The organism is Streptomyces sp. TOM-9 (assembly GCF_056858595.1).
Genome location: NZ_JBXEQB010000001.1, coordinates 4414298 through 4437909 on the forward strand (window position 1 = coordinate 4414298; position 23612 = coordinate 4437909).

Sequence of the window (23612 nt, forward strand, 5' to 3'; positions counted from 1 at the left end):
GCTCCGGTCCATCCGGTGAGACATGCGGCGCGGTGGGGCAGGCTGAGGGGCATGGCGGACGATCTGCGGCACGGACTGCGCCGCGAACTGGAGCGGGCGGTGCGGGGCGAGGTCTCCTTCGACCCGCAGAGCAGGGCGCTGACCACGATGGACGCGTCCAACTACCGGCGCGTTCCGGTGGCCGTGGTCGCGCCGCGCGACGCCGACGACGTGGCCGCGGCGCTCGCCGTGTGCCGGGCGCACGGGGTGCCAGTGGTGCCGCGCGGCGGCGGCACGTCGATCGCCGGGCAGGCGACGGGCACCGGGGTCGTCCTCGACTTCACCCGGCACATGCACCGGATCGTGTCACTCAGCCCCGAGGCGTTGACGGCCCGTGTGCAGCCGGGAGTGGTCCTGGACGACCTGCGGCGCGCCGCCGCCGCGCACGGGCTGACCTTCGGCCCCGATCCGTCCACCCACAGCCGCTGCACCCTCGGCGGCATGATCGGCAACAACGCGTGCGGCCCGCACTCCGTCGCCTGGGGCACCACCGCCGACAACGTCCGGGCCCTGGAGTGCCTCACCTACGGCGGCGAGCCGCTGCGCACCGCCGACCCGCTCCGCGCCGACCTGCGGGAGCTGGTGGACCGCCATCTCGCCCTGCTGCGCACCGGCTATCCGCAGCAGCTCCCCCGCCGCATCTCCGGCTACGCCCTCGACGCCCTGCTCCCCGAACGCGGCCGGGACCTGGCCCGGGCCCTGACCGGCAGCGAGGGCACGCTCGCGGTGCTCACGGAGGCCGAGGTCCGGCTGGTGCCCGCACCCCCGGTGCGCGTCCTGGTCGTCCTCGGCTACCCGGACGAAGGCGCCGCCGCCGACGCCGCGAACGGCCTGCTGCCCTACGGCCCGCTGACGGTGGAGGGCATGGCCGCCGACCTGGTGGGCGGTAAGGCCGCCGGGCTGCTGCCGCGGGGCGGCGCGTGGCTCTTCGTCGAGATGCCCGGCACCGGCGAGGCGGAGGCGCTGCGGCGGCTCGCCGACGCGGGCGACTCGGTCGTCGTGACCGACCCCGTCGCGCAGCGCACGCTGTGGCGGATCCGCGAGGAGGCCGCCGGCACCGCCACCCGGACGCCCGACGGCGCGGAGGCCTGGCCGGGCTGGGAGGACTGCGCGGTGCCCCCGGCACGGCTCGGCGCCTACCTGCGCGAATTCCGCGCGCTGCTGCGCGAGCACGGCCTGCACGGCACCCCCTACGGGCACTTCGGCGACGGCTGCATCCACGTGCGCATCGACTTCGACCTGCTCGGCGCGGCCGGCGTGGCCCGCTTCCGCCGCTTCTCCGAGGACGTCGCGGAGCTCGTCGTCGCCCACGGCGGCTCGCTGTCCGGGGAGCACGGCGACGGGCAGGCCCGCGCGGAGCTGCTGCCCAGGATGTACGGCGACGAACTGGTCGCCCTCTTCGGCCGGTTCAAGGACGCACTGGACCCGGCGGGCGGCCTCAACCCCGGCATGCTGGTGCGGCCCGAACCGCTCGACGCCCATCTGCGCTTCGCGGTCCTGCCGCGCCGGCCGGTCGACGTCGCCTTCGGCTACCCCCACGACGGCGGGGACTTCTCGGCGGCGGTGCGCCGCTGCGTCGGTGTCGCCAAGTGCCGTGACACGGACGGGGGTCCGGGGGCCGGGGATCCGGGGGCGGGCGTCATGTGCCCCTCGTACCGGGCGACGCGCGAGGAGCGGCACTCCACCCGAGGCCGGGCCCGGCTGCTGCACGAGATGCTCGCCGGCGAGATCGTCACCGGCGGCTGGCGCTCGCCCGAGGTCCTGGACGCCCTCGACCTCTGCCTTTCCTGCAAGGGCTGCCGCTCGGACTGCCCGGTCGGCGTCGACATGGCCACCTACAAGGCGGAGTTCCTCCACCACCACTACCGGCGGCGGCCGCGGCCCGCCGCGCACTACCTGATGGGCGGCCTGCCGACGTGGCTGCGCGCGGCGACCCCGCTCGCCGGGACCGTGAACGCCCTGGCGCGGGTACGGCCGCTGGCCGCCGTGGCCAAGCGGGCGGCGGGCGTCGCGCCCGAGCGGGAACTGCCGCCGCTGGCCGAGGAGTCCTTCGTGCGCTGGTGGCGGCGGCAGGAGCCCGCGCCGGAGACGGGAGGGACCGTGGTGCTGTGGCCGGACACCTTCACCGACCGCTTCTCCCCCGAGGTCGGCCGCGCCGCCGTACGCGTCCTGCGGGCGGCCGGATTGCGTGTCGTGCTGCCGCCGGGACGCGTCTGCTGCGGTCTGACCTGGGTCTCGACCGGCCGCCTCGACCGGGCCCGGCGGGTGATGCGCCGTACGGTCCAGCGGATGGCCCCCGTGGTGGCCGCCGGTCATCCCGTCGTGGTCCTGGAGCCGAGCTGCGCGGCGGCGCTCCGCACCGATCTGCCCGAACTCCTGGGCACCGAGGAGGCGGCGGCCCTGGCCGGTTCCGTACGCACCTTCGCGCAGGTGCTGGAGGAGCGGGCCCCCGGCTGGACGCCGCCCCGCCTCGACCGGTCCGTCACCGGCCAGACCCACTGCCACCAGCACGCCGTCCTGGGCGACGCCGCCGAGCGCCGGCTGCGCTCCCGCGCGGGCCTGACCGGCACCCTGGCCTCCGGCTGCTGCGGCCTGGCCGGGAACTTCGGCTTCGAGCGCGGCCATTACGAGGTCTCCGTCGCCTGCGCCGAGGAGCGTCTGATGCCCGCCGTCCGCGCCGCCCGCCCCGGCACGGCCGTCCTCGCGGACGGCTTCTCCTGCCGCACCCAGATCGCCCAGCTCGGCGGGGTACGCGCCCGGCACCTCGCGGAGCTGCTGGCGGACGGGCTGTGACGCGACGGGTCGCGGGACGGGCGGGTCCTCAGAACTCCGTTGTGTCCAGCTCCAGTCCGAAGGGCTCGGGCAGCCGCAGCGGCGTGCCGAAGGGATGCGGGCCGTCCACCACCCGGTAGCCGAGCTCCGCCGGCTCCGCGTACAGGGTGCAGCTGCGCTCCTGACGGTCGACGAGGAGGTACAGCGGGGCGCCGTACTCGGCGTAGCGGCGGCGTTTGACGATCCGGTCGGTGTCACCGTTGGACTCGGAGGTGACCTCCACCACCAGCAGGGTCTGGTGGGGGACGAGAGCGTCGGCTTCCGCCAGGTCTTCCGGCACCACGGCCAGATCCGGCACGTACCAGTTGCCACTGCCGGGAAGGTCCAGGTTTCCCGAGCCCGAGAGGCAGCCCATCTTCTGCACGACGGGGTCGATCTGCCGACGGATCATGGCTGCGGCCCTCTCATGCCCCCACGTAGGTGGCACCACTTGCTGGATGACCCCCTCGACGATCTGCACCCGGTCCCCCCCGTGGTGCCGGATCGCGTACTTGAGCGCGGTTTCCGGGTCGTCCGGCGCGTACGAACCGGCGGCCGCCCGAGACGCCCAGTGGGGCTGTGAGCTCATCGGTCCTCCAGGGGGCTCCACGCGTGCGACTGACGACACCTGCGATTCTCACGCAGCCGCCGCCCGCCCGGGGCGTCCCTATCGCACATTCACTCGAAACGATGAAGCACCCCCGAGGTCACCGACGCCGCCGGGGTCACGGAACCAGCACGAGCCTCCCCCGCACACCCCCCTCCGCGAGGCGCGCGTGGGCCTTCGCGGCCTCCTCCAGCGGGTAGGTGTCGGCCACCCGCGTGGTGAGCACGCCCCGGTCCAGCAGGGCCACGAGTTCCGCGAGGCGCCCGCCGTCCGGCTGGACCTGCACGGCGGCGACCCGGATGCCGCGCTCGGCGGCGGGCACCGCGTCGGGCCGGACGGTGACGTAGCCGCCGCCGTCCGGTACGGCCGCCAGGGCGGGGGCGCCGAGCGCCGCCGCGTCGAGGGCGGCGTCGGCCCGCACGCCGTCCAGGGACGACACGGCCTCGTCGGCGCCCAGTTCCCGCAGCAGCGGGAGGTCGGCGGGGCGGGCCAGGGCGACGACGTGCAGCCCCGCGTGGCGGCCCAGCTGGACGGCGTAGCCCCCGACCGCGCCCGCGGCGCCGGTGACCAGCACGCGGTCGCCGGGCCGGGCGGCCAGCAGACCGAGCGCCTGGTCGGCGGTGAGGGCGTTGGTCGGGAGGGTGGCCGCGTGGACGGGGTCGACGGACGAGGGGGCCGAGGCGAGGGCGTCCGCGCCCAGCACGACGTACTCGGCGTGCGCCTTGGTCCGCTGCCCGAACCCGCCCACCGCGCCCACGACGGCCGTGCCCGGCGCGGGACCGGAGACCCCGGCGCCGACCGCGTCCACGGTCCCCGCGACGTCCCAGCCCAGCCCGAGGAAAGCGCCGGGCACCAGCGCCCCGGCCCCGAGCAGACCGGCCCTTACGGCGAGGTCGGCGGGGTTGATCCCGGCCGCGGCCACCCGCACCCGGACCTCGCCGGGGCCCGGCTCGGGCAGCGGCACCTCGGCGACCTCCAGCACCTCGGGCCCGCCGAATTCCCTGATCACGACAGCACGCATGGCAGAAGCTCCCTGTTCCTGAGGATGTGCGGCGACCGGTCCGGCCGCCACCACAAACCTAGGGAGAGCTACTCTCTACGGGTAAGTACGTACCTGGAAGTGCGTACCGAACCGAGGAGTCCGGAGGGGAGCCCCCATGGTGACGACCACCGCGTCCCAGCGGCGCGAGGAGGAACGCGTGGCCTACAACGCGTTCATGAAGGGCTGCCCGACGAACCAGTTGCTCATCCGGATCAGCGACAAGTGGGCCGGCCTGCTCATGGCCGCGCTCAAGGACGGGCCGCAGCGTTACAGCGACCTGGGCCGCCGCATCGCGGGCGTCAGCCAGAAGATGCTCACGCAGACGCTGCGCACCCTGGAGCGGGACGGACTGGTCGCACGGACCGTCACGCCGTCCGTGCCCGTGCGGGTGGACTACGCGCTGACGCCGCTGGGCGAGAGCCTGGCCGTGCTGTTCTCCGCCGTGAAGGACTGGGCGGAGGAGCACATCGAGGAGGTCGTCGAGGCCCGCGAGCGCTACGACGCCGGAGCGCACACGTCCTGAGGCGGCCGGGGGGCGCCCCGGTTTCGCCGATCCCCTGTGCCGTTCATCCGTTTTCGGGCATTCTGTAGAGCCGTTACCGGCCGTTTCGGCCTACTTCCGGCAGCGGGGGGACATCATGCCCGGTGGAGAGCGGAGTGCGCTCGGTCAGCTGGTGAGAGCGCTCAGCCTGGGGACGCTGGTGACCGTCTACGTCGCCAGCCTGCTGATCACCTACCGCCAGCTGCACACGAAACCCGTGCTGCAGGACGTCATCGGTGCCCCGGACTGGACCCGCGCCGTCCTGGTCATGGGACTGGTGATCGGCGGCGGGCTGGGCACGGCCGCGGCGATCGTCGACGACCGCCGCGAACTGCCCTCGTGGTTCCTGACCGCGGTGGGCGTGGTGGCCGCGCTGGCGTGGAGCCTGTGGGCCTCGTCGAGCCTGGGCGAGGACTACGTGCACATGCTCTTCGCGGCCACCGCCCCGGTGACCGGCCTGCTGGTGTGGGCCGAGCTGATGCGGCAGTTCCGCAACCGGCGCCGGGTCCCCGGGGCCGCCTGACCGTTCGCCCGGCCCGTGGCCGCGCTCAGGCGGCCACCGACTCCGACTCCCGCGGCACGAACTCGATCAGCTTGTGGTCCTTGCCGCGGTGCAGGTCGATCTTGAGCCGCAGACCGCCCAGCCGGGCCAGGAAGAGTCCGACGCAGGCCGCCGCCACCGCGGCGACCAGGCCGCCGGCCAGGAAGCCGGTCCGGGCCCCGAAGACGTCGGTGATCCAGCCGACGAGCGGGCCGCCCAGCGGTGTGCCGCCCACGAAGACCATCATGAACAGGCTCATGACGCGGCCCCGCATGGCGGGGTCGGTCGCGAGCTGGACGCTGGCGTTGGCCGTGGTGTTGAAGGTCAGGCCGAAGATGCCGATCGGCAGCATGAGCGCCAGGAAGATCCAGTACGTCGGCGCCAGTGCCGCCACGACCTCCAGCAGGCCGAACCCGAGCGCCGCGCCGACCAGCAGCCGCAGCCGGGTGCTGCCGCGCCGGGCCGCCAGCAGCGCGCCGACGACGGAGCCGACCGCGAGCACCGAGTTGAACAGGCCGTACATCCCGGCGTCGCCGTGGAAGACGTGGTCGGCGAAGGCGGTGAGCCAGATCGGGAAGTTGTACGCGAAGGTGCCGATGAAGCCGACCAGCACGATGGGCCAGATCAGCTCGGGCCGTCCGGCGACGTAGCGCAGGCCCTCGCGCAGCTGGCCCTTGCCGCGCGGCGCGGTGGGCACCTCGTACAGCTCGGAACGGCGCATGAGCAGCAGTCCGGCGAGCGGCGCCAGGAAGGACAGGCCGTTGAAGAGGAAGGCCCAGCCGCTGCCGACCGCGGTGATCAGCGCGCCCGCGACGGCGGGGCCGATGAGGCGGGCGCTCTGGAAGTTGGCGGAGTTCAGGGAGACCGCGTTGCGGACGTCGGCCGGGCCGACCATCTCGACGACGAACGCCTGCCGGCTGGGGTTGTCGACGACGGTGACCATGCCGAGGCCGAAGGCGATGGCGTACACGTGCCAGACCTGGACGGCTCCGCTGAGGGTCAGCGCGGCCAGGGCGAGGCCCAGCAGGCCCATGGCGGCCTGGGTGGCCAGCAGGGTGCGGCGCTTGGGGTAGCGGTCGGCGATGACGCCGCCGTAGAGCCCGAAGAGCAGCATGGGCAGGAACTGCAGCGCGGTCGTGATGCCGACGGCGAAGGAGGACCCGGTCAGGCTCAGCACCAGCCAGTCCTGGGCGATGCGCGACATCCAGGTGCCGGTGTTGGAGACGATCGCCCCACCGGCGAAGAGCCGGTAGTTGCGGTTGCGGAGCGAGCTGAACATGCCGCCGGGCGCCGGCGGCGCGGCGGGGTGGCCGGCGCCGGGGGTCCCGGACGGTCCTGCGGCCCCCGCGGCGGCGTCGGCGCCCGCCGGGGTGGCAAGATCGGCCGGGTCGGCGGTGCCGGCCGGTCCGGTCCCCTCAGGGATGTTCGGTTCGGGTGCGGCCTGTGATGCGGCTGCCGAACTCAATCCGGTCTCGCCTCCTCGTCATCGGTTCCTTGCGTCGGCGTGAGCGAGCTTCTCCAGGACGGGCGCCGCCTCGCGGAGCACGGCGCGTTCCTCCTCCGTGAGGGTGGCCATGAGTTCGGCCAGGAACGCGTTGCGCCGGGCCCGGCTCTCCTCGAGCATCGCCTCCGCCTGCTCGGTCTGCCGGACGACGACCTGGCGCCGGTCGTCCGGGTGCGGGTCCCGGTGCACCAGGCCCTTGGACTCGAGCATGGCGACGATCCGCGTCATGGACGGCGGCTGTACGTGCTCCTTGCGGGCCAGCTCCCCGGGGGTGGCGGATCCGCAGCGCGCGAGGGTGCCCAGCACGGACATCTCCGTCGGGCTCAGCGACTCGTCGACCCGGTGGTGGCGCAGTCGGCGGGAGAGCCGCATCACGGCTCCGCGCAGCGTGTTCACCGCTGAGCGGTCGTCCTCGGACAGTTCGGTCACGTTCGTTAGATTAGCTCATTACCTATGCTAAGTAAAATTGCCGTAACCGCGCCGCGTCCAAACGCATTCGTCAAGGAAGTCACCCATCCGGGTGAGTTCCGCCCCGAAAACGACGCATGCCCCGAGGGGCCCGCCGGACCCTTGGGCCATGGCTTCGAGAGTGCTCAGCATGCGCATAGACGGGGACCTGCTGGACCGTCTCCAGGCTCACGCCGCCAAACGCGGAATGAGCGTCCAGGACTACATCGTCCGGACGCTCATTCGCGATGACTTCGACGAGAGGCTCAAGGCCTCCGTCGACGAGACCGAGCAGTTCTACACGGCCGGTTACATCAGGCCGAGCGCCGGCATCAGGTAGTAGAAGGCGAAGACCGCCGACACCGCGTAGAGCGCGGGCGGCACCTCACGGCCGCGCCCCGCCACCAGCCGCAGCACGCAGAAGGTGATGAACCCGATGCCGATGCCGTTGGTGATCGAGTAGGTGAACGGCATGAGCAGCATCGTCAGGAACGCCGGGATGGAGATCGTGTAGTCGCTCCAGTCGATCTCCCGGATGCTGCCCGCCATGATCAGGAAGCCCACCGCGACGAGCGCGGGGGTGGCCGCCTGGGCCGGGACCATGGTGGCCAGCGGCGCGAAGAACAGCGCGACGATGAAGAGCAGACCGGTGGCGATCGAGGCGAGGCCCGTGCGCGCGCCCTCGCCGGCACCGGCGGTGGACTCCGCGTAGCAGGTGTTGGCCGAGCACGAGGTGAAGCCACCGGCGGCGGTGGCGATGCCGTCCACCATCAGGACCCGGCTCATCCCGGGCAGGTCGCCCTTGGAGTCCAGCAGGTGCGCCTCGTCGCTGACGCCGAGGATGGTGCCCATCGCGTCGAAGAAGCAGCTCAGCAGCACGGTGAAGACGAAGAGGATGCCGGTGAGCACACCGACCTCCTGGAAGCCGCCGAACAGGCTCACCTTGCCGATCAGCCCGAAGTCGGGGGTCGCGACCGGGTTGCCGGGCCACTGCGGGACGGTCAGGCCCCAGGCGGTGTCCTTGACGTTCGCCACCGCGTCGACGACGAGCGCGAGGACGGTCATCGCGACGATGCTGATCAGGATGGCGCCGGGCACCTTGCGGATGATCAGCCCGAGGGTCAGCAGCACGCCGAGGATGAAGATCAGCACCGGCCAGCCGGTCAGGTGGCCGCCCGCGCCCAGCTGCAGCGGGACGGTGGTGTGCGCGGCGTCCGGGATCCGGGTCACGAAGCCGGAGTCGACCAGGCCGATCAGCACGATGAACAGGCCGATTCCGATGGCGATCGCCTTGCGCAGGCCGAGCGGCACCGCACTCATCACCCGCTCCCGCAGGCCCGTGGCGACCAGCACCATGATCGCGAGGCCGGCGAGGACCACCATGCCCATCGCGTCCGGCCAGCTCATCTTCGGAGCGAGCTGGAGCGCGACGATGCTGTTCACGCCCAGACCCGCCGCCAGCGCGATCGGCACGTTGCCGATGACGCCCATGAGCAGGGTGGTGAAGGCGGCGGTGACGACGGTGGCGGTGACCAGCTGGCCGCCGTCGAGGTGGTGGCCGTACTTGTCCACGCCCGAGCTGAGGATGATCGGGTTCAGGACGATGATGTAGGCCATCGCGAAGAAGGTGGCCAGACCTCCGCGGATCTCCCGGGGGACCGAGGACCCCCGCTCGGTGATCCGGAAGAACCGGTCGAGCGCGCCGTGGGCGGTCGCCGGGGGCGGGGTCGGGGAACTGGGCACGACCTTGGCGGTGGTCGACGGGGACATGCGGGTCCTTGCGTGGGGGGGAGCTTTTGGAGGTTCCTACGACTGAAACCGGCCAGTCTCGGACCGTTTCAGTATGAACATATGAGCGTCCCAAACGCTATCTCCGCGCGTAGACCCCTCGGGGCCACTGGGTACGCTGTGCGGTATGAGCAGCAGCAGCCACAGCAAGGGGACGACCGGGTTGCGTGAGGCACCGGCACCTCTGGAGGCGAACGACGTCGCGACCGTCACCGTCGGGACGGTCATCTGGTTCGCGCTCTTCCTCGTCCAGCTCCCCTTCTACGGCTGGTACGCCGACCACGGCCACGCCTGGTGGATCTGGACCTGCCTGGCCGGCGGCGGCCTCGGGCTCATCGGCCTGTGGTACGTGCGCGCCCGCCGGGACGCCATCCGGCGGTCCCGCGCCGCGGAGGACGCCGCGCAGGACTGAGCCGGGGCCCGCGGGGCGGCTACGCCCCCGGTCGTACGGCGCCCCGGAGATGTCCCCGAGAGCGACGGCCCGCCGCGCCGTCGGCGCCGTCCCCCACGTACCGTCGAAGCCATGACGGAACGCACGCAGCGGGAGGCGGCCGGGGTACGGCCGGCGACGCCCGGCGGACTGACCGCCGCCCAGGTGGCGGAGCGGATCGCGCGGGGCGAGGTCAACGACGTCCCGGTGCGTTCCTCGCGTTCCTTGGCCGAGATCGTCAGCGCGAACGTCTTCACCCGCTTCAACGCGATCATCGGCGTGCTGTTCCTGATCATCCTGGTGGTCGGCCCGATCCAGGACGGTCTCTTCGGCTTCGTCATCATCGCGAACACCGGCATCGGCATCTTCCAGGAGTGGCGCGCCAAGAAGACCCTGGACGGACTCGCCGTGATCGGCGAGGCGAAACCCACCGTGCGCCGCGACGGGGTCGCCACCCGGGTCTCCACCTCGGGGATCGTCCTCGGCGACCTCGTCGAACTCGGGCCGGGGGACAAGGTGGTGGTCGACGGCGAGGTGGCCGAGGCCGACAGCCTGGAGGTCGACGAGTCGCTGCTCACCGGCGAGGCCGACCCCGTCGTCAAGCGCCCCGGCGACCCCGTGATGTCCGGCAGCTTCGTCGTCGCGGGCGGCGGGTCCTTCACCGCGACCAAGGTCGGCCGGGAGGCCTACGCGGCGCAACTCGCCGAGGAGGCGAGCCGCTTCACCCTCGTCCACTCCGAACTGCGCAGCGGCATCAGCCAGATCCTCAAGTACGTCACGTGGATGATGGTCCCCACCGCGATCGGCCTGATCGTCAGCCAGCTCGTCCTGGAGGGCGACGACTGGCGCGAAGCGGTCCGCCGCATGGTGGGCGGCATCGTCCCGATGGTGCCCGAGGGGCTGGTCCTGCTCACCTCGGTGGCCTTCGCGATCGGCGTGATCCGGCTGGGCCGAAAACAGTGCCTCGTCCAGGAACTGCCCGCGATCGAGGGGCTGGCCCGGGTGGACGTGGTGTGCCTGGACAAGACCGGCACCCTCACCGAGGGCGGGATGGACGTCGCGGAGCTGCGGATGCTGGACGGTGTCCCCGAGGCGTACATCCGGCAGGTGCTCGGCGCGGTCAGCTCCGCCGACCCGCGCCCCAACCCCACCCTGGCCGCCGTCGCCGCGGCCTTCCCCGCCCCGGACGGCGGCTGGCACGTCACCGACGCGCTGCCCTTCTCCTCCGCCCGCAAGTACAGCGGCGCGGCCTTCACCGAGCCCGGCGGTGAGCGCAGCGCCTGGCTGCTCGGCGCCCCCGACGTACTGCTCCCCGCGGGCGACCGGGCGCTCGGCGCGATCGACGGCCTCAACGCCCAGGGCCTGCGGGTGCTGCTGCTCGCCCGGACGGGGAAGGAGCTGGGCGACCCGGCGGTGGGCGCCTCGGCCACCCCGGCGGCACTGGTCGTCCTGGAGCAGCGGCTGCGCCCCGACGCCGCCGACACCCTGCGCTACTTCGCCGAGCAGGACGTGCACGCCAAGGTCATCTCCGGCGACAACGCGGTCTCCGTCGGCGCCGTCGCCGGGAAGCTGGGGCTGGCGGGGGCCGAGCGGACGGTCGACGCCCGCAGGCTGCCGGCCGAGCGCACGCAGATGGCGGCCGAGCTCGACCGGGGCACGGTCTTCGGCCGGGTCACCCCGCAGCAGAAGCGGGAGATGGTGGGCGCGCTGCAGTCCGGCGGCCACAACGTGGCGATGACGGGGGACGGCGTCAACGACGTCCTCGCCCTCAAGGACGCCGACATCGGCGTCGCCATGGGCTCAGGATCCGAGGCGACCCGGGCGGTCGCGCAGATCGTGCTGCTCGACAACAGCTTCTCCGCGCTCCCGTCGGTCGTGGCCGAGGGCCGCCGGGTCATCGGCAACATCACCCGCGTCGCGACGCTCTTCCTCACCAAGACCGTCTACTCGGTGCTGCTCGCCCTGCTGGTGATCATCTGGCACGCGCCCTACCCGTTCCTGCCCCGGCACCTGACGCTGCTGTCCACCCTGACCATCGGCGTCCCCGCCTTCTTCCTCGCCCTGGCCCCCAACAAGGAGCGGGCCAAACCGCTCTTCGTGCGCCGGGTCATGCGCTACTCCCTGCCCGCCGGGGTGATCGCGGGCGTCGCCACCTTCGTGACGTACATGCTCGCCCGCCACCACTACCGCGGCGCCGGCGCGCTGGAGGCGGAGACCAGCGCCGCGACGCTGACCCTCTTCCTGGTCGCGATGTGGGTGCTGGCGCTCGTCGCGCGTCCCTACACCTGGTGGCGGATCGCCCTGGTCCTCACCATGGGCGCGGGATTCCTGGTCGTCCTGGTCACCCCGTGGCTGCAGGAGTTCTTCGCCCTCCGGCTGGTCGGCACGCAGGGCCCCTGGACGGCCGTCGTCGTGGCGGTGGCGGCCGCGGCGCTGCTGGAACTGGTCTGGCGCCGCGTCCGCCGCCTGGACGACGACGCCCCGCCGGAACAACAGCGGGCGCCGGGCCCCCGCTGAGGGGACCCGGCGCCCGGGGTGCGGCGGGTGCGGCGGGTGCTACCGGACGTCGACGTAGTCGGCCGTGGCCGCGGTCCCGCCGGTGGTGGCGTTGGTGCCGAAGGCGTAGCGCCAGTAGCCGTCCACCGAAGCCTTGACGGTGGTCTTCAGGGCGCCGGTGCTGCCGGACTTGACGGTCTTGACCGTGGTGTAGGTGGTCGAGCCCTTCTTGCGGAACTGCAGCTGCACGGACTGGCTCGCGTAGCCGCCGTACTTGAGCGTGTCCCAGTTGGCCCGGGTCAGGGTGCCGGTGACGGTGATCGTCTTGCCCTTCTTCACCGGCTCGGGTGTGGCGTTCACGGTCAGGTGCGAACCGCGCAGCACCTTGATCGTGGTCCCCTTGTCGAGTTCCCGGATGTCGCCGTCCTTGCCGTCCAGTTCGGCGAGGACGTTCCAGGTGCCGGCCTGGGAGCTGGGCAGTTCGTCGAGCTTGGGGCTGACGGTGGCGGTGACGGTGCACGCGGTGGCGGAGCAGGTCTCCGTCTCGCCGAAGCCGGTGACGCCGCTCGGCGCGTCCAGGCTGGTGCCGCGCCACAGGAAGGCGCCGCCGTAGGCGAGGCCGCTGCTGTCGCTGCCGCTGATGGTGTACGAGATCTTCTTGTCGCTCGTGCCGACGACGATCGGCTTGCCGCCGTTGACGACGACCTTGGTGATGGCCGTGTCGCCTTGGGCCTCGTCCGCGTTGGCGGACGGTACGGCGAGGGCCGAGAGAGCCGCGGCCGTGCCCAGCACGATCGCGGCAGTACGTATGCGCATGTGTCCCCACTGAGTGGAACGAGGGGAAGAATCCCCAGGTGAATGCCGAATGGCGGTGGAAGCCTACAGATCACCGGGGAATGGGCGGTTCAAGGACCGGTCAAGCGTGGGTGTGCGCAAGCACGGGGCGCCGGGCCCCCGCTGAGGGGGCCCGGCGCCCGGTGGGTGGTGGGTGGTGCGGGTGGGGTTACTTCACGTCGACGAAGTCGGCCGTGGAGCCCGACGCGCCGCTGAGCGAGGTGGTGACGAAGGTGTAGCGCCAGTAGCCGTCCACGGACGCCTTGACGGTGGTCTTCAGGGCACCGGTGCTGCTGGACTTGACGGTCTTGACCGTCTTGTACGCGGTGGTGCCCTTCTTGCGGAACTGCAGCTGCACGGACTGGCCCGTGTAGCCGGCGTACTTGTGGGTCTCCCAGTTGGCCCGGGTGAGCTTGCCGGTGACGGTGATGGTCTTGCCCTTCTTCACCGGCTCCGGCGTGGCGTTGACCGTCAGCTCGGTGTTGCGCTTGATCTTCGCGGTGCCGGCGATCTCCTTCTCTACGTAGTCGCCGTCCTTGCCGCCGACCACGGCGTACACCTTCCAGGAGCCGGCGAGCGCGTTCTTGTAGAGGTCCGCCTTGGGGTCGATGGTGATGCTGACCTTGCAGGTGGAGGTGGTGGCGTTGACCACGGTGCAGGCGGCGTAGTCCGTGGGCGGGAAGAGGCCGCCGTCGATGCCGTCGTCGGTGAACGACGACCCGTGCCAGAGGAACGCCACGCCGCCGTCGATGCCGGCCGGGTCGGTGGCGGTCACCGCGACGGAGACCGTCTTCTTGCTGCTCGTCCCGAGGACGATGTCCTTGCCGCCGTTGACGACGACCTTGGTGATCTTGGTGTCACCCACGGACTCGTCCGCCCCCGCCTTGGCGGCGAAGGTCGACAGGGCAGTGGCGGCCGGCTTGTCGGAGGCCTGAGCGGCCGGGACTGCCAGCGAAGCGAGGGCCAGGGCGCCGGAAACGGCGGCCACAGTGGCGCGAATACGCATGCTTGAGAATCCCCCAGATGAAGAGGACGCCCGTCAAACTCCCCCGGACGAGGCGTCTCGAATGGTGAGAGGAAGAGAGTACGCGCGAACAGTCATCCAGCGGAAATGCTTTCGACATATCTCCCTGTGTGACGACGGCCACTCGGTCCGTCGCCACACAGCCACCCCGCCGCTCAGTCGAACCAGCGGTCGCGGGCCAGCTCCTCCGTGCGGGTCGGGTCCTCCAGCAGGGCGGCCACCTCGAAGCGGCGCTGCCAGGCGCCGGCCGCCCACGACAGGCCGGCGGCGACGCCCTCCAGCGTGGCGGCGTGCAGGGTGCCGTCGATCCACCGCCAGTCGAGCTCGACGGTGCTGCCGTCGGCCGCTCTGACCAACAGTTCCTCGTGCTCGACGTACGACAGGGGGGCGCCCGGGAGCAGCTCGCGGACCGCGTCCGCGACGTCGTGCGGCTCGCCCTCGGAGACGACCGGGGCGTCGAGGGCCTCGCTGAGCCGGCGCACCTGGAACAGCTCGGCCAGCGCCGCGGCGCGGACCGGCGGCACCGGGAGCAGGGGCAGTCCTGCGGTGAGCGGGAGCAGGTCGGGCGCGTCCGCGACGAGGGCGTCCCCGGCGTCGACCACGCGCGGCTCGTGGCCGTCGACGACGGCCCGCAGCTCCTCGGGGAGGGTGACCTGCTCGGGTTCGAGGGTGCCCAGTTCGGAGTGGAGGCGGTGCAGTTGGGCCGGGGTGACCGTGGAGCCCGGGTCGGCGAGCCGGGCGAGCAGCTCGGCGGCGCCGCCCGGCTCGTCCAGCAGGGCCGTGACGGACGTACGCACGCCCAGGGCGCGCAGCACCTGGTCGTCCACGGCGCCGGCCTCGGCGTCCTCGTACAGCCCGTCGAGCAGCGGGTCGCCGCCGATCGCGCGCAGGCCGACCGGGCGGCGGCCGTCGAGGACCGGGTGGTCGCGCAGCCACCAGGCGGTGTAGGGCCGCACGGACTCCGTGGTGCCGTCCGGCAGCAGGACCCGCACCGGCTGGGTGACCGCGTCGCGCAGCGGCGGCACGGAGAGCATGGCCAGCGCCTGCGGCCAGGCGTCGTCGGCGACGAGGTCGAGGTCGCGCACGGCGACGATCTCGGTGGCGACCGGCGGCACGTCGGTGTCCGGCAGCTGGTCGAGGACGTCCTCGCACCACACGTCGACCGCGTCGAGCAGCCCGGCGTCGTCCGGCTCGGCCCAGTCGCTCTCGCGCGGCTCCAGCTCGTCCGGGTCGAGCACCACGTCGGTGGCCCGGACCAGGGCGAAGGTGGCGAGCACGCCGACCGCGGTCAGCGGCTGCTCGCCCCAGCGGGCGGCCAGGTCCTCGTCGACGGAGCCGAGCTCCCCCTCCCGGATGACCTGCTCGAAGGCACTGCCCGGCAGCACCAGTTCACCGGCGGGGGCGAGCTCGCCCTCGTCGTCGGTGAGGGCGAGGGCGGCCAGCCACGGCTCGTCGCCGGGGGCGAGGTTCGCGGCCCGGACCAGGCCCAGGACGACCTCGGCCAGTTCCTCCGCGTCCAGCGCGGGCGCGTCCTCGTCCCAGGCCTCGTCGGCGTCCAGGGACGCGGCCACCGCGGCGCGCACCTGCGGGGTGGTGAGGACGGCGCGCGGGGTCGCCGGGGTGGCCCCGAGCTTCTCCAGCAGCGGGTGCGCGGCCGCCGGGTCGGCGACCTTCAGGCCCAGCCGGGCCAGCTCCGAGGCGGCGGGCAGCCCGGTGCTGACCGGGGCGGCCCCCTCGGCGTAGACGCTGTCCATCTCGGGGAGCGGCAGCAGCACCTGGCGCGGTCCGACGACGGTACGCCGGTCGGCCAGCGGCACGGGCAGCCCGCTCAGCCGGTCCGGGTCGGTGCCGGCCAGCGAGTCGTACAGGCGGTGCCACCACTCCGCGGGGCGCTCCACCCCGGCGAGCCGGTCGATCGCGTCGCCCAGCGGCAGCCGGGCCACCCCTAGGACGCGCAGTTCGGGGCGGCGCTCCAGCCCGGGGGGCAGTAGCGTCGGGAAGACCTCCGCCAGCACGCGCACGGTCTCCGCGCCGGTGCCCTCGACGACCTCGGCCTCCACCGGGCGCAGTGCGGGCGGCAGTTCGTCCTCGCCGCCCGCGTCCGTGACGTCGGCGGCGCGCGGCAGGAAGGCGGTGCGCGGCAGCCGCTCCTGCACGTGGCGGCGCAGTTGCGCGTCCAGCTCGCCCTTGCCGAGCGGGCCGGGCACCAGGTCCACGATGCCCGCGCCCACCGGTCGCCAGTCCGCCAGCAGCCGTACGTAGAGCTCGGCCGCCCGCGCGACCAGGAAGTCGGTGAGGGCGCCGGGCGCGGCGTGGCGCCGGCTCGGGTCCAGCGGCAGCGAGGCGATGAGCAGCGCGGGCAGTCCCAGCGGCTCGTCCGTCGGCGTCGGGGCGTGCACGAAGGGCGCCGTCCGCGGCCGCTCCGGCGCGCCGTCCTGGCCCACCGGGACGGCCCAGGTCACCGACCACACCGGGCGCAGCCGCTCCTCGACCGGGCGGTCGCTCAGCAGCCCCGCCTCCAGCGGGCCCGCGTCGCTCACGGTGCGCCAGCGGGTGGTGCCGCCGGCGCTGTCCACGACGACGGTCAGCCCGTCCTCCTGACGCCGGCTCAGGGTCCGTACGCCCTCGGGCGTCTCCACGACCACCTCGGTCAGGCCGGGCAGGGACAGCAGCAGCGCGTCGTCGATCGCGGCGAGCAGGCTCGCCGCGAGGTCCGCTGCGGCGCCGTCGCGCAGCGGCAGCACGACGCACGTGTCGTAGCCGTCCGGGGCGGTGCCCTCGGCGGGCAGCGGCAGCCGCAGCAGCGGTACGTGGCCGTCCCGGCGGCGCAGTTCGTCGGTGAGCCCCGGGGAGTGCCCACCGGTCTCCCGCGCGAGGTCGCGGGCCTCGGCCAGCGACCAGCGGACGCCGCCGCTGCGGCTGAGGATCGCGGGCTCGTCGCTGACCGCGAGCACGGCGGAGAACCCGACGCCGAAGCGGCCGACGGCCAGGGCGCCCTCCTCGCGCTTGGAGCTGGCGCGCAGCGTCGACAGGGACTCCACGCCCGCGGCGTCCAGGTGGGCCCCGGTGTTCGCGGCGGCGAGCACCCCCTCGCGCAGGGTCAGCCGCAGGCGGCCGGTCACCCCCGCACGGGTCGCCGCGTCGGCGGCGTTCTGGGCCAGCTCGACGACGAGACGGTCGCGGTAGCCGCCGAGCGCGAGGTCCTCCTCCGCGTTGGCGTCCTCCCGGAACCGGGCGGGCGACGCGGCCCACGCGTCCAGCACGGCCCGCCGCAGCCGTGCGGTCCCGAACGGATCTGCGCCCCGGTCCATCGCGGTCCCGCTCACGTCGTCTTCTCCCTCACGCGGTGTCGCATGCCCTGCCCTGTGCGAGTGACGCTACCGCGTGGGCTGTCGCCCGGTCGTCCCGCACGCGCCCGCACCCGGGGACGCCGCCCCGCGCGGGCCGGGCCGGCCCAGGCTCTGCTCGGCCCCGGTGGACCGGGCGTAGGCGTAGGGGCACCCCACCCGGCCCCGATGCGCGCCATCCGCGGACGGCAGCCAGTGCCCGGGCGGCAGCCCGCGCAATCCGGAGCCGGCCGTGGCCGAGTCACCCAACCTGGACGACCGGCGCCCAGCGGCCCCGGTGGGCCCCGGACCAGGCCGGTCGTGGGCGGAGCCCACGTGGACCCCGAGGCGCCCCCAGCGCCACCCGGTCCCGGCAGCGGGCCGCCGACGGAGCGAGCACCGTGACCGAGTTCCCCGGCCGGGATGGCGCCCTCACCGACGCACAGCGGCTCCAGCCCCGACCCGGGCGGGGCAGCACCCCACCCGGCCCCGAGGCCCGCCGTCCGCGGACGGCAGCCGTCGGCTGTGGCCCAGTTCCTCAACCGGAGTGCCTGGCCGACAGCCCGCGCAACCCGGGCACGGGCGTCAGCCGCCGGCGGAGCCGGCCGTCGACCGCGGCCGAGTACCCAGCCGGGACGACCGGCGCACAGCGGCCCCGGTGGCGAGAAACCCCGAACCCGGGTCCCGACCCGGACCAGGCCAGGCGCGGGCGGAGCCCACACGGTCCCCCGAGGCACGCCCAGCGCCACCCGGTCCCGGCGGCGGGCCGCCGGCGGAGCCAGCGACCGTGGCCGAGTTCCCCGACCGCGGCACCCCACCTGGCCGCGAAGGGCAGCCGTCACCTGGGCGGCAGCCCGCACAACCCGGGCGGGGGCGGCAGCCGCCGGTGGAGCCAGCAACCGTGGCCGAGTTCCCCGGCCGGAATGGCGCCCTCACCGGCGCGCAGCGACCCCAGTCCCGACCCGGGCGGGGGCGGCACCCCACCCGGCCCGAGGCACGCCGTCCGCGGACGGCAGCCGTCAACCGGGGCCCAGTTCCTCGACCGGAGGGCCCGGGGCGTCAGCCCGCGCAACTCGGGCGCGGGCGTCGGCCGTGGCCGAGTCACCCAACCTGGACGACCGGCGCCTGGCGGGTCCGGGCCGGGCGTGGGCGGAGCCCACACGGCTACCAAGGAAGGCCCAGCGCCACCCGACCCCAGGCGTCGGCCACCCCCGGGTCCAGCGACCGTGGTCGAGTTGCCGAGATCGCGCCCTCACCGGCGCCACAGCGGTCCCGGGCCGGGCCCGGGCATGGGCGGAGCCCCACATGGCCGCTAATGGCAGCCGTCACCGGTGACCCACCCCTCGACCTGGACGGCAGCCCGCGCAACCCGGCGCGGGCGTCGGGCGCCAGTGGAGCCGGCCGTCGGCCGTGGCAGAGTCACCCAGCCGGGACGACCGGCGCACAACGGCCCCGCCCCTGACCAGGCCGGGCGTGGGCGGAGCCCACACGGCCGCCGAGGCGCGCGCGTCCGCGCCCCCGCCCGGGCCGCGGCGGAGCCGTCAGCTGTGGCCGAGTTCCTCGGCCGGGGTCGTGTCCTCGACGGAGCCCTGGCGGTCGGGGTGGAGGGGGAGCGGCTCGATCGCGGTCTCGTCGAGGACGGGCGGCGCGGGCCGGGGCGTCTTCGGCATGACCGCGGCCTCGGAGTGCGCGCCGCACCCGTAGGCGAGGGAGACGACGCGCCCGTCGGCCGGGGAGAACTCGTTCGCGCAGACGCCGAAGGCCTGCCGCAGGGAGCCCGCGATCGGGACGAGGAAGCCGCAGGAGACGCACTGGGCGGGGGCGGCCTGGGCCATCGGGGCCTTGGGGCCGTACTCGTCCTCCCAGCGGTCCGCGGCGACGTGCAGCCCGTACCGGGACAGCACGCGCGGCCGGGCCATGCCGATCTCCTCCGCGACCGCGGCGATCGTGCCGACCGTGGGCGCCATCGGCAGGGTCGCCGGGGGGCCGCCGGAGACGTCCGCGTCCTCGGCCTCGACGAGCTCGGCCATCTCCTCGGAGACCGGCGAGTTCGGCGGCGGGGCGTCCTCCCCGGAGAAGCCGGTCTCCAGGCGCAGGTCCTCCGCCTCGGTGGGCAGCAGGTCGCCGGGGCCGAGGTCGCCGGGGCGCAGGCGCTCGCTCCACGGCACCCATTCGGGCGCGAGGACGGCCTCGGGCCCGGGCACGAGGACCGTCTCGTCCAAGGTGATGGCCTTGGCGCGGGAGGCGCGGGTGAGCGTGACCGCCCAGCGCCAGCCGCGGTAGGAGGCCTCACGGCAGTCGAACAGGTGCGTGACGACGCGGTCGCCCTCGGCGACCGCCCCGAGGTGCTCGCCGACCGCTTTCTCGCCGAAGGCCTCGACGGCGGCTTCGAGGGCGAGGTCGACCGCCTCGGCGCACAGGCGGTCAGGGGTACGGCTTCGCATCGCAGCACTCACAAGAATCGATTCTCTCCTACGCCGTCTTACGCGTGCGCCGCCGAGGGTCGGGCGGGGCGGTGGCGGAGCGGACCGGAGGACCGCTTCAAACGCTGCCTGCCCGTACGTCCACGGGCGCACCTGATGACTCCATTCTGCGCGATCGCACGCTATCGGTGCGCGCCCCGTTCGGAAAGCCGCCCGGTAGGGCAGACTGGCGAGCGTGGCACGCACAGTGACGTCCGGCCCGGGACCGGTTCGCAGGGCGGGGAACGCCGTCGCGCGCGCCACGCAGCGTACGTCGTCCGCCGTGGTGCGGCGCGTCCGGCGTCACACGCACTCGGGCGGGGCGGGCGAGTCGGGTCTGGCGAAGCTGATCGAGCTGCACGCGGTGAACTCGGCCGGCGACATGCTGATCACCGTCGCGCTCGCCAGCACGATCTTCTTCTCCGTGCCGACCGGTGAGGCGCGCGGCCGCGTGGCGCTCTACCTGCTGGTCACGATGGCCCCGTTCGCGCTGCTGGCCCCGGTGATCGGGCCGCTGCTGGACCGCATCCCGCACGGCCGACGCGCCGCGATGGCGATGTCGATGCTGGCCCGGGCGATCCTGGCCTGGACGATGGCCGGGGTGGTGGCGACCGCCGGACTGGAGCTGTATCCGGCCGCCTTGGGCGTGCTCGTGGCGTCGAAGGCGTACGGCGTGGTGCGCAGCGCGGTGATGCCACGGCTGCTGCCGGCCCGTACGACGCTGGTGAAGGCGAACTCCCGGGTGAGCCTGACGGGCCTGCTGGCCACCGCCGTCGCGGCGCCGATCGGCGGGCTGCTCCACCTGATCGGGCCGGGCGTGCCGCTGTACGGGGCGTTCGTCGTCTTCGTCGTCGGGACGCTGCTCTCCTTCTCCCTCCCGCACAAGGTGGACTCCGCCAAGGGCGAGGCGCGCGCCGAGCTGACCTCGGGTGAGGAGGTCGAGCACCACCGCCTGGGCCGGCAGTGGCGGGAGAAGCGGCCGGGGCTGCGGAGCGTCGGCGGTCCGGTGCTGCACGCCCTGCAGGCCAACGCCGCGCTGCGGGCGCTGTCGGGGTTCCTGACCCTCTTCCTGGCGTTCCTGCTGCGCGAGCATCCGCTGGGCGGCCTGTCGGGGCCGGTGTCGCTGGGCCTGGTCGCCGTGGCGGCGGGCACCGGCAACGCCTTCGGCACCGCGCTGGGCTCCTGGCTGCGCGACCGCGGACCGGAGCGGATCATCATCAGCGCGCTGGCCGCCGCCCTGGCGGCGACGTGCGTGGCGGCGGCCTGGTACGGCGTGCTGACCATCGCCGTCGTCGCGGCCGCGGCGGGCATCGCGCAGGCGCTGGGCAAGCTCTCGCTGGACGCCCTGATCCAGCGCGACGTGCCCGAGGAGGTGCGCACCTCGGCGTTCGCCCGCTCGGAGACCGCCCTCCAGCTGGCGTGGGTGATCGGCGGCGCCATCGGCATCGTCCTGCCGCTCAACGGCACGCTGGGGATGGCGGTGGGGGCGGCCCTGGTGGCGCTCGGCGTCACCTTCTCGGTCCGCGGCCTGATGACGGGTGCCCGGGGACGGGCGACACGTCCGCGCACCGTCTGAGCGGGGGCGGCCCGGGGACACGAGCGGGCCCCCCGCGTAGCGGGAGCGCGACCGCCCGGTAGCCTCACCTTCATGAGCAATCGCCGCCGTGCCGCCGCCCTCGGTGCCGTGTCCCTCGGGCTGATCGCCCTCTCCGCCTGCGAGAAGCCGACCCCCCTGGCGACCGTCACCGTCGGCGACAGGACCGTGACCACCGAGGCCACCAGCAAGTGCTACCTCGACGGGAAGAAGCTTTCCGAGCAGGTCTTCCTGGCCTGCCTGCAGGGCAAGCCCGAGAAGACCATCACGGTCCGGCCCGGTGACAAGGTGCGGATCGGCGTCGACCCCGCGATCGCCGAGAAGGGCTGGGTCGTGGCCGCCGGCACCTCCGGCAAGTCGGGGCTGCTGAAGGACACCACCTACCGCTCCTTCGACGCCGAGACCCTGCTCTCCGACGCGCAGACCGGTGCCGCGGCCAGCGAGGTGACCCTCAACATCATCGAGACCGCCGGCGCCCAGGACTACCTCGGCGTCTGGCAGTTCAAGCTGAAGTCGGCGGGCTGAAACCGTCCGCTGACTCCGCCGAGGTCATGATGCCCCGCCTCCTCGTCGTCACCGCCGTCCCGGCGGAACGCGACGCGGTCGTCCGCGGACTCGGCGGCACGGCCACCGAGCAGCCCGTACCGGGTGGCCGCGTGCTGCTGCGCACCGCCCTCGCGGACGTGCTGGCCGCGGGCGTCGGCCCCGCCGCCGCGGCGGCGGGCACGGCGGCGGCGCTCACCGCGGCGCGGTACGGGCTCGTCGTCTCGGCCGGGATCGCCGGCGGCTTCCAGCCCCACGCACCGGTCGGCTCGGTGGTCGTCGCGAACGCCATCGTCGCCGCCGACCTGGGCGCGGAGGGCCCGGAGGGCTTCCTCCCGGTCGCCGAGCTGGGTTTCGGCACCTCCGAGCACCGCCCGCCGGGACCGCTGTCCCGCCGGGTCGCCGACGTGCTCGGCGCGGCGTACGGGCCGGTCCTGACGGTGTCGACGGTGACCGGGACGGCCGGCCGGGCCGCGGAGCTGACGCGCCGTCACCCCGGGGCGCCGGCCGAGGCCATGGAGGGCTTCGGCGTCGCGGAGGCGGCCGCGGCGCACGGGCTGCCCGTCCTGGAGATCCGTACGGTGTCCAATCCGGTGGGCCCGCGCGACCGCGCGGCCTGGCGGATCGGGGAGGCGCTCGACGCGCTCGCCGACGCCTTCGCCCGGCTCGGGAAGCAACCCGCCGTACTCGACGTTGGAGACCGGACATGAGCCAAGAGCGCGCACTGCGGATCGCCTACTCCCCGTGCCCCAACGACACCTTCGTCTTCCACGCCTGGGCGCACGGCCTGGTCCCGGACGCGCCCGCGATCGACGTGACCTTCGCGGACATCGACGTCACCAACGGGATGGCCGAGCGCGGCGAGTTCGACGTCCTGAAGGTCTCGTACGCGGTGCTCCCCTACGTGCTCGACGAGTACGCGCTGCTGCCCTGCGGCGGCGCGCTGGGCCGCGGCTGCGGCCCGCTCGTCCTGACCAGGGACGAGGGCACCGGCAAGGGCGCCGACCTGAGCGGGCGCACGGTGGCGGTGCCGAGCGAGCGCTCGACGGCGTACCTGCTCTTCCGGCTGTGGGCGGCCGCCGAAGTGCCGGGCGGTGTCGGGGAGATCGTCGTCCTGCCCTTCCACGAGATCATGCCGGCGGTGCGGGACGGCCGGGTGGACGCGGGGCTCGTCATCCACGAGGCGCGCTTCACCTACCAGGACTACGGGCTGCACAAGCTCGCGGACATGGGCGAGCACTGGGAGCAGACCACCACGCTGCCCATCCCGCTGGGCGCGATCATCGCCAAGCGCTCCCTGGGCGAGGAGCGTCTGCGCGAACTGGCGGCCGCGGCCCGCGCCTCCGTCCACATGGCCTGGGACGAGCCCGAGGCCTCACGCGGCTACGTCATGGAGCACGCGCAGGAGATGGACCCGAAGGTGGCGGACCAGCACATCGGGCTGTACGTGAACGAGTTCACCTCGGCGCTCGGCGAGGAGGGCTACGCGGCGGTCCGCGGGCTGCTCACCCGGGCCGCGGCCGAGGGACTGGTGCCGCCCCTCGGTCCGCACGCGCTCGAGTCGTGAGCCCGCACCCGGGCGG

General features: G+C 73.9%; 19 protein-coding genes. 10 read left to right on the forward strand and 9 right to left on the reverse strand.

What is annotated here, in order from left to right:
- The first annotated feature begins 51 nt into the window (after positions 1 to 51).
- Complete coding sequence (locus AC1VWI_RS20450; protein ID WP_499512461.1) at positions 52 to 2832, forward strand: FAD-binding and (Fe-S)-binding domain-containing protein; 2781 nt, start codon at positions 52 to 54, stop codon at positions 2830 to 2832.
- Positions 2833 to 2860: 28 nt separating this feature from the next.
- On the opposite strand, the gene AC1VWI_RS20455 is transcribed toward AC1VWI_RS20450, so the two are convergent.
- Both AC1VWI_RS20455 and AC1VWI_RS20460 read right to left on the reverse strand, forming a co-directional pair.
- Positions 2861 to 3439, reverse strand: coding sequence for a Uma2 family endonuclease (locus tag AC1VWI_RS20455; protein WP_499512462.1), 579 nt, complete (start codon positions 3437 to 3439; stop codon positions 2861 to 2863).
- Positions 3440 to 3575: 136 nt separating this feature from the next.
- On the reverse strand, positions 3576 to 4478 hold the full coding sequence (locus AC1VWI_RS20460; protein ID WP_499512463.1) for an NADP-dependent oxidoreductase: 903 nt from the start codon (positions 4476 to 4478) through the stop codon (positions 3576 to 3578).
- A 136-nt stretch (positions 4479 to 4614) separates the two neighbouring features.
- On the opposite strand from AC1VWI_RS20460, the gene AC1VWI_RS20465 reads away from it, so the two are divergent.
- Positions 4615 to 5022 carry a winged helix-turn-helix transcriptional regulator gene (locus tag AC1VWI_RS20465; protein ID WP_499512464.1) on the forward strand — a complete coding sequence of 136 codons (408 nt, stop codon included), beginning with the start codon at positions 4615 to 4617 and terminating at the stop codon, positions 5020 to 5022.
- Between the two features lie 151 nt (positions 5023 to 5173).
- Complete coding sequence (locus AC1VWI_RS20470) at positions 5174 to 5563, forward strand: hypothetical protein (protein WP_499512465.1); 390 nt, start codon at positions 5174 to 5176, stop codon at positions 5561 to 5563.
- A 25-nt stretch (positions 5564 to 5588) separates the two neighbouring features.
- On the opposite strand, the gene AC1VWI_RS20475 is transcribed toward AC1VWI_RS20470, so the two are convergent.
- Positions 5589 to 7046 carry an MFS transporter gene (locus tag AC1VWI_RS20475; RefSeq protein ID WP_499512466.1) on the reverse strand — a complete coding sequence of 486 codons (1458 nt, stop codon included), beginning with the start codon at positions 7044 to 7046 and terminating at the stop codon, positions 5589 to 5591.
- Between the two features lie 18 nt (positions 7047 to 7064).
- On the reverse strand, positions 7065 to 7457 hold the full coding sequence (locus AC1VWI_RS20480) for a MarR family transcriptional regulator (RefSeq protein ID WP_499516868.1): 393 nt from the start codon (positions 7455 to 7457) through the stop codon (positions 7065 to 7067).
- A gap of 205 nt (positions 7458 to 7662) precedes the next feature.
- Between AC1VWI_RS20480 and AC1VWI_RS20485 the strand changes: the two genes are divergently transcribed.
- Positions 7663 to 7872: a ribbon-helix-helix protein, CopG family gene (locus AC1VWI_RS20485; RefSeq protein WP_499512467.1), complete on the forward strand. Its 210-nt coding sequence runs from the start codon at positions 7663 to 7665 to the stop codon at positions 7870 to 7872.
- Here AC1VWI_RS20485 and AC1VWI_RS20490 read toward each other — a convergent pair.
- A complete protein-coding gene (locus AC1VWI_RS20490) occupies positions 7842 to 9302 on the reverse strand; it encodes an NCS2 family permease (RefSeq protein WP_499512468.1) in 1461 nt (486 codons plus the stop codon). The genes AC1VWI_RS20485 and AC1VWI_RS20490 overlap by 31 nt on opposite strands.
- Positions 9303 to 9447: 145 nt before the next feature.
- Here AC1VWI_RS20490 and AC1VWI_RS20495 point away from each other — a divergent pair, with 145 nt between their 5' ends.
- Complete coding sequence (locus AC1VWI_RS20495) at positions 9448 to 9732, forward strand: DUF2530 domain-containing protein (RefSeq protein ID WP_499512469.1); 285 nt, start codon at positions 9448 to 9450, stop codon at positions 9730 to 9732.
- 111 nt (positions 9733 to 9843) lie between these two features.
- A complete protein-coding gene (locus tag AC1VWI_RS20500; protein ID WP_499512470.1) occupies positions 9844 to 12267 on the forward strand; it encodes an HAD-IC family P-type ATPase in 2424 nt (807 codons plus the stop codon).
- A 39-nt stretch (positions 12268 to 12306) separates the two neighbouring features.
- On the opposite strand, the gene AC1VWI_RS20505 is transcribed toward AC1VWI_RS20500, so the two are convergent.
- The 4 genes from AC1VWI_RS20505 to AC1VWI_RS20520 all read right to left on the reverse strand — a co-directional run bounded on the left by AC1VWI_RS20505 (position 12307) and on the right by AC1VWI_RS20520 (position 19874).
- Positions 12307 to 13062 (reverse strand): calcium-binding protein, encoded by a 756-nt coding sequence (locus tag AC1VWI_RS20505; protein WP_499512471.1) that lies wholly within the window; start codon positions 13060 to 13062, stop codon positions 12307 to 12309.
- 187 nt (positions 13063 to 13249) lie between these two features.
- Positions 13250 to 14086 (reverse strand): calcium-binding protein, encoded by an 837-nt coding sequence (locus AC1VWI_RS20510; protein WP_499512472.1) that lies wholly within the window; start codon positions 14084 to 14086, stop codon positions 13250 to 13252.
- Between the two features lie 173 nt (positions 14087 to 14259).
- Entirely contained in the window at positions 14260 to 17415 is a 3156-nt protein-coding gene (locus AC1VWI_RS20515; RefSeq protein ID WP_499516869.1) for a sacsin N-terminal ATP-binding-like domain-containing protein, read from the reverse strand.
- A 1556-nt stretch (positions 17416 to 18971) separates the two neighbouring features.
- On the reverse strand, positions 18972 to 19874 hold the full coding sequence (locus AC1VWI_RS20520; protein ID WP_499512473.1) for a DUF3027 domain-containing protein: 903 nt from the start codon (positions 19872 to 19874) through the stop codon (positions 18972 to 18974).
- A gap of 214 nt (positions 19875 to 20088) precedes the next feature.
- Between AC1VWI_RS20520 and AC1VWI_RS20525 the strand changes: the two genes are divergently transcribed.
- The 4 genes from AC1VWI_RS20525 (at position 20089) to AC1VWI_RS20540 (ending at position 23596) form a co-directional block, all read left to right on the forward strand.
- Positions 20089 to 21468, forward strand: a complete 1380-nt coding sequence (locus AC1VWI_RS20525) for an MFS transporter (protein ID WP_499512474.1) — start codon at positions 20089 to 20091, stop codon at positions 21466 to 21468.
- Positions 21469 to 21540: 72 nt separating this feature from the next.
- Positions 21541 to 22011, forward strand: coding sequence for a hypothetical protein (locus AC1VWI_RS20530; RefSeq protein ID WP_499512475.1), 471 nt, complete (start codon positions 21541 to 21543; stop codon positions 22009 to 22011).
- A gap of 26 nt (positions 22012 to 22037) precedes the next feature.
- Complete coding sequence (locus tag AC1VWI_RS20535; protein ID WP_499512476.1) at positions 22038 to 22739, forward strand: futalosine hydrolase; 702 nt, start codon at positions 22038 to 22040, stop codon at positions 22737 to 22739.
- Entirely contained in the window at positions 22736 to 23596 is an 861-nt protein-coding gene (locus tag AC1VWI_RS20540) for a 1,4-dihydroxy-6-naphtoate synthase (protein ID WP_499512477.1), read from the forward strand. Before AC1VWI_RS20535 ends, AC1VWI_RS20540 begins: the two co-directional genes overlap by 4 nt.
- Positions 23597 to 23612: the final 16 nt, after the last annotated feature.

Excerpts from the sequence above, each read along its gene's own strand:
- AC1VWI_RS20450 (WP_499512461.1), top strand. The coding sequence starts at position 52 with ATGGCGGACGATCTGCGGCACGGACTGCGCCGCGAACTGGAGCGGGCG.
- AC1VWI_RS20455 (WP_499512462.1), bottom strand. The coding sequence starts at position 3,439 with ATGAGCTCACAGCCCCACTGGGCGTCTCGGGCGGCCGCCGGTTCGTAC.
- AC1VWI_RS20460 (WP_499512463.1), bottom strand. The coding sequence starts at position 4,478 with ATGCGTGCTGTCGTGATCAGGGAATTCGGCGGGCCCGAGGTGCTGGAG.
- AC1VWI_RS20465 (WP_499512464.1), top strand. The coding sequence starts at position 4,615 with ATGGTGACGACCACCGCGTCCCAGCGGCGCGAGGAGGAACGCGTGGCC.
- AC1VWI_RS20480 (WP_499516868.1), bottom strand. The coding sequence starts at position 7,457 with ATGCGGCTCTCCCGCCGACTGCGCCACCACCGGGTCGACGAGTCGCTG.
- AC1VWI_RS20485 (WP_499512467.1), top strand. The coding sequence starts at position 7,663 with ATGGCTTCGAGAGTGCTCAGCATGCGCATAGACGGGGACCTGCTGGAC.
- AC1VWI_RS20490 (WP_499512468.1), bottom strand. The coding sequence starts at position 9,302 with ATGTCCCCGTCGACCACCGCCAAGGTCGTGCCCAGTTCCCCGACCCCG.
- AC1VWI_RS20495 (WP_499512469.1), top strand. The coding sequence starts at position 9,448 with ATGAGCAGCAGCAGCCACAGCAAGGGGACGACCGGGTTGCGTGAGGCA.
- AC1VWI_RS20500 (WP_499512470.1), top strand. The coding sequence starts at position 9,844 with ATGACGGAACGCACGCAGCGGGAGGCGGCCGGGGTACGGCCGGCGACG.
- AC1VWI_RS20505 (WP_499512471.1), bottom strand. The coding sequence starts at position 13,062 with ATGCGCATACGTACTGCCGCGATCGTGCTGGGCACGGCCGCGGCTCTC.
- AC1VWI_RS20510 (WP_499512472.1), bottom strand. The coding sequence starts at position 14,086 with ATGCGTATTCGCGCCACTGTGGCCGCCGTTTCCGGCGCCCTGGCCCTC.
- AC1VWI_RS20515 (WP_499516869.1), bottom strand. The coding sequence starts at position 17,415 with ATGGACCGGGGCGCAGATCCGTTCGGGACCGCACGGCTGCGGCGGGCC.
- AC1VWI_RS20520 (WP_499512473.1), bottom strand. The coding sequence starts at position 19,874 with ATGCGAAGCCGTACCCCTGACCGCCTGTGCGCCGAGGCGGTCGACCTC.
- AC1VWI_RS20530 (WP_499512475.1), top strand. The coding sequence starts at position 21,541 with ATGAGCAATCGCCGCCGTGCCGCCGCCCTCGGTGCCGTGTCCCTCGGG.
- AC1VWI_RS20535 (WP_499512476.1), top strand. The coding sequence starts at position 22,038 with ATGATGCCCCGCCTCCTCGTCGTCACCGCCGTCCCGGCGGAACGCGAC.
- AC1VWI_RS20540 (WP_499512477.1), top strand. The coding sequence starts at position 22,736 with ATGAGCCAAGAGCGCGCACTGCGGATCGCCTACTCCCCGTGCCCCAAC.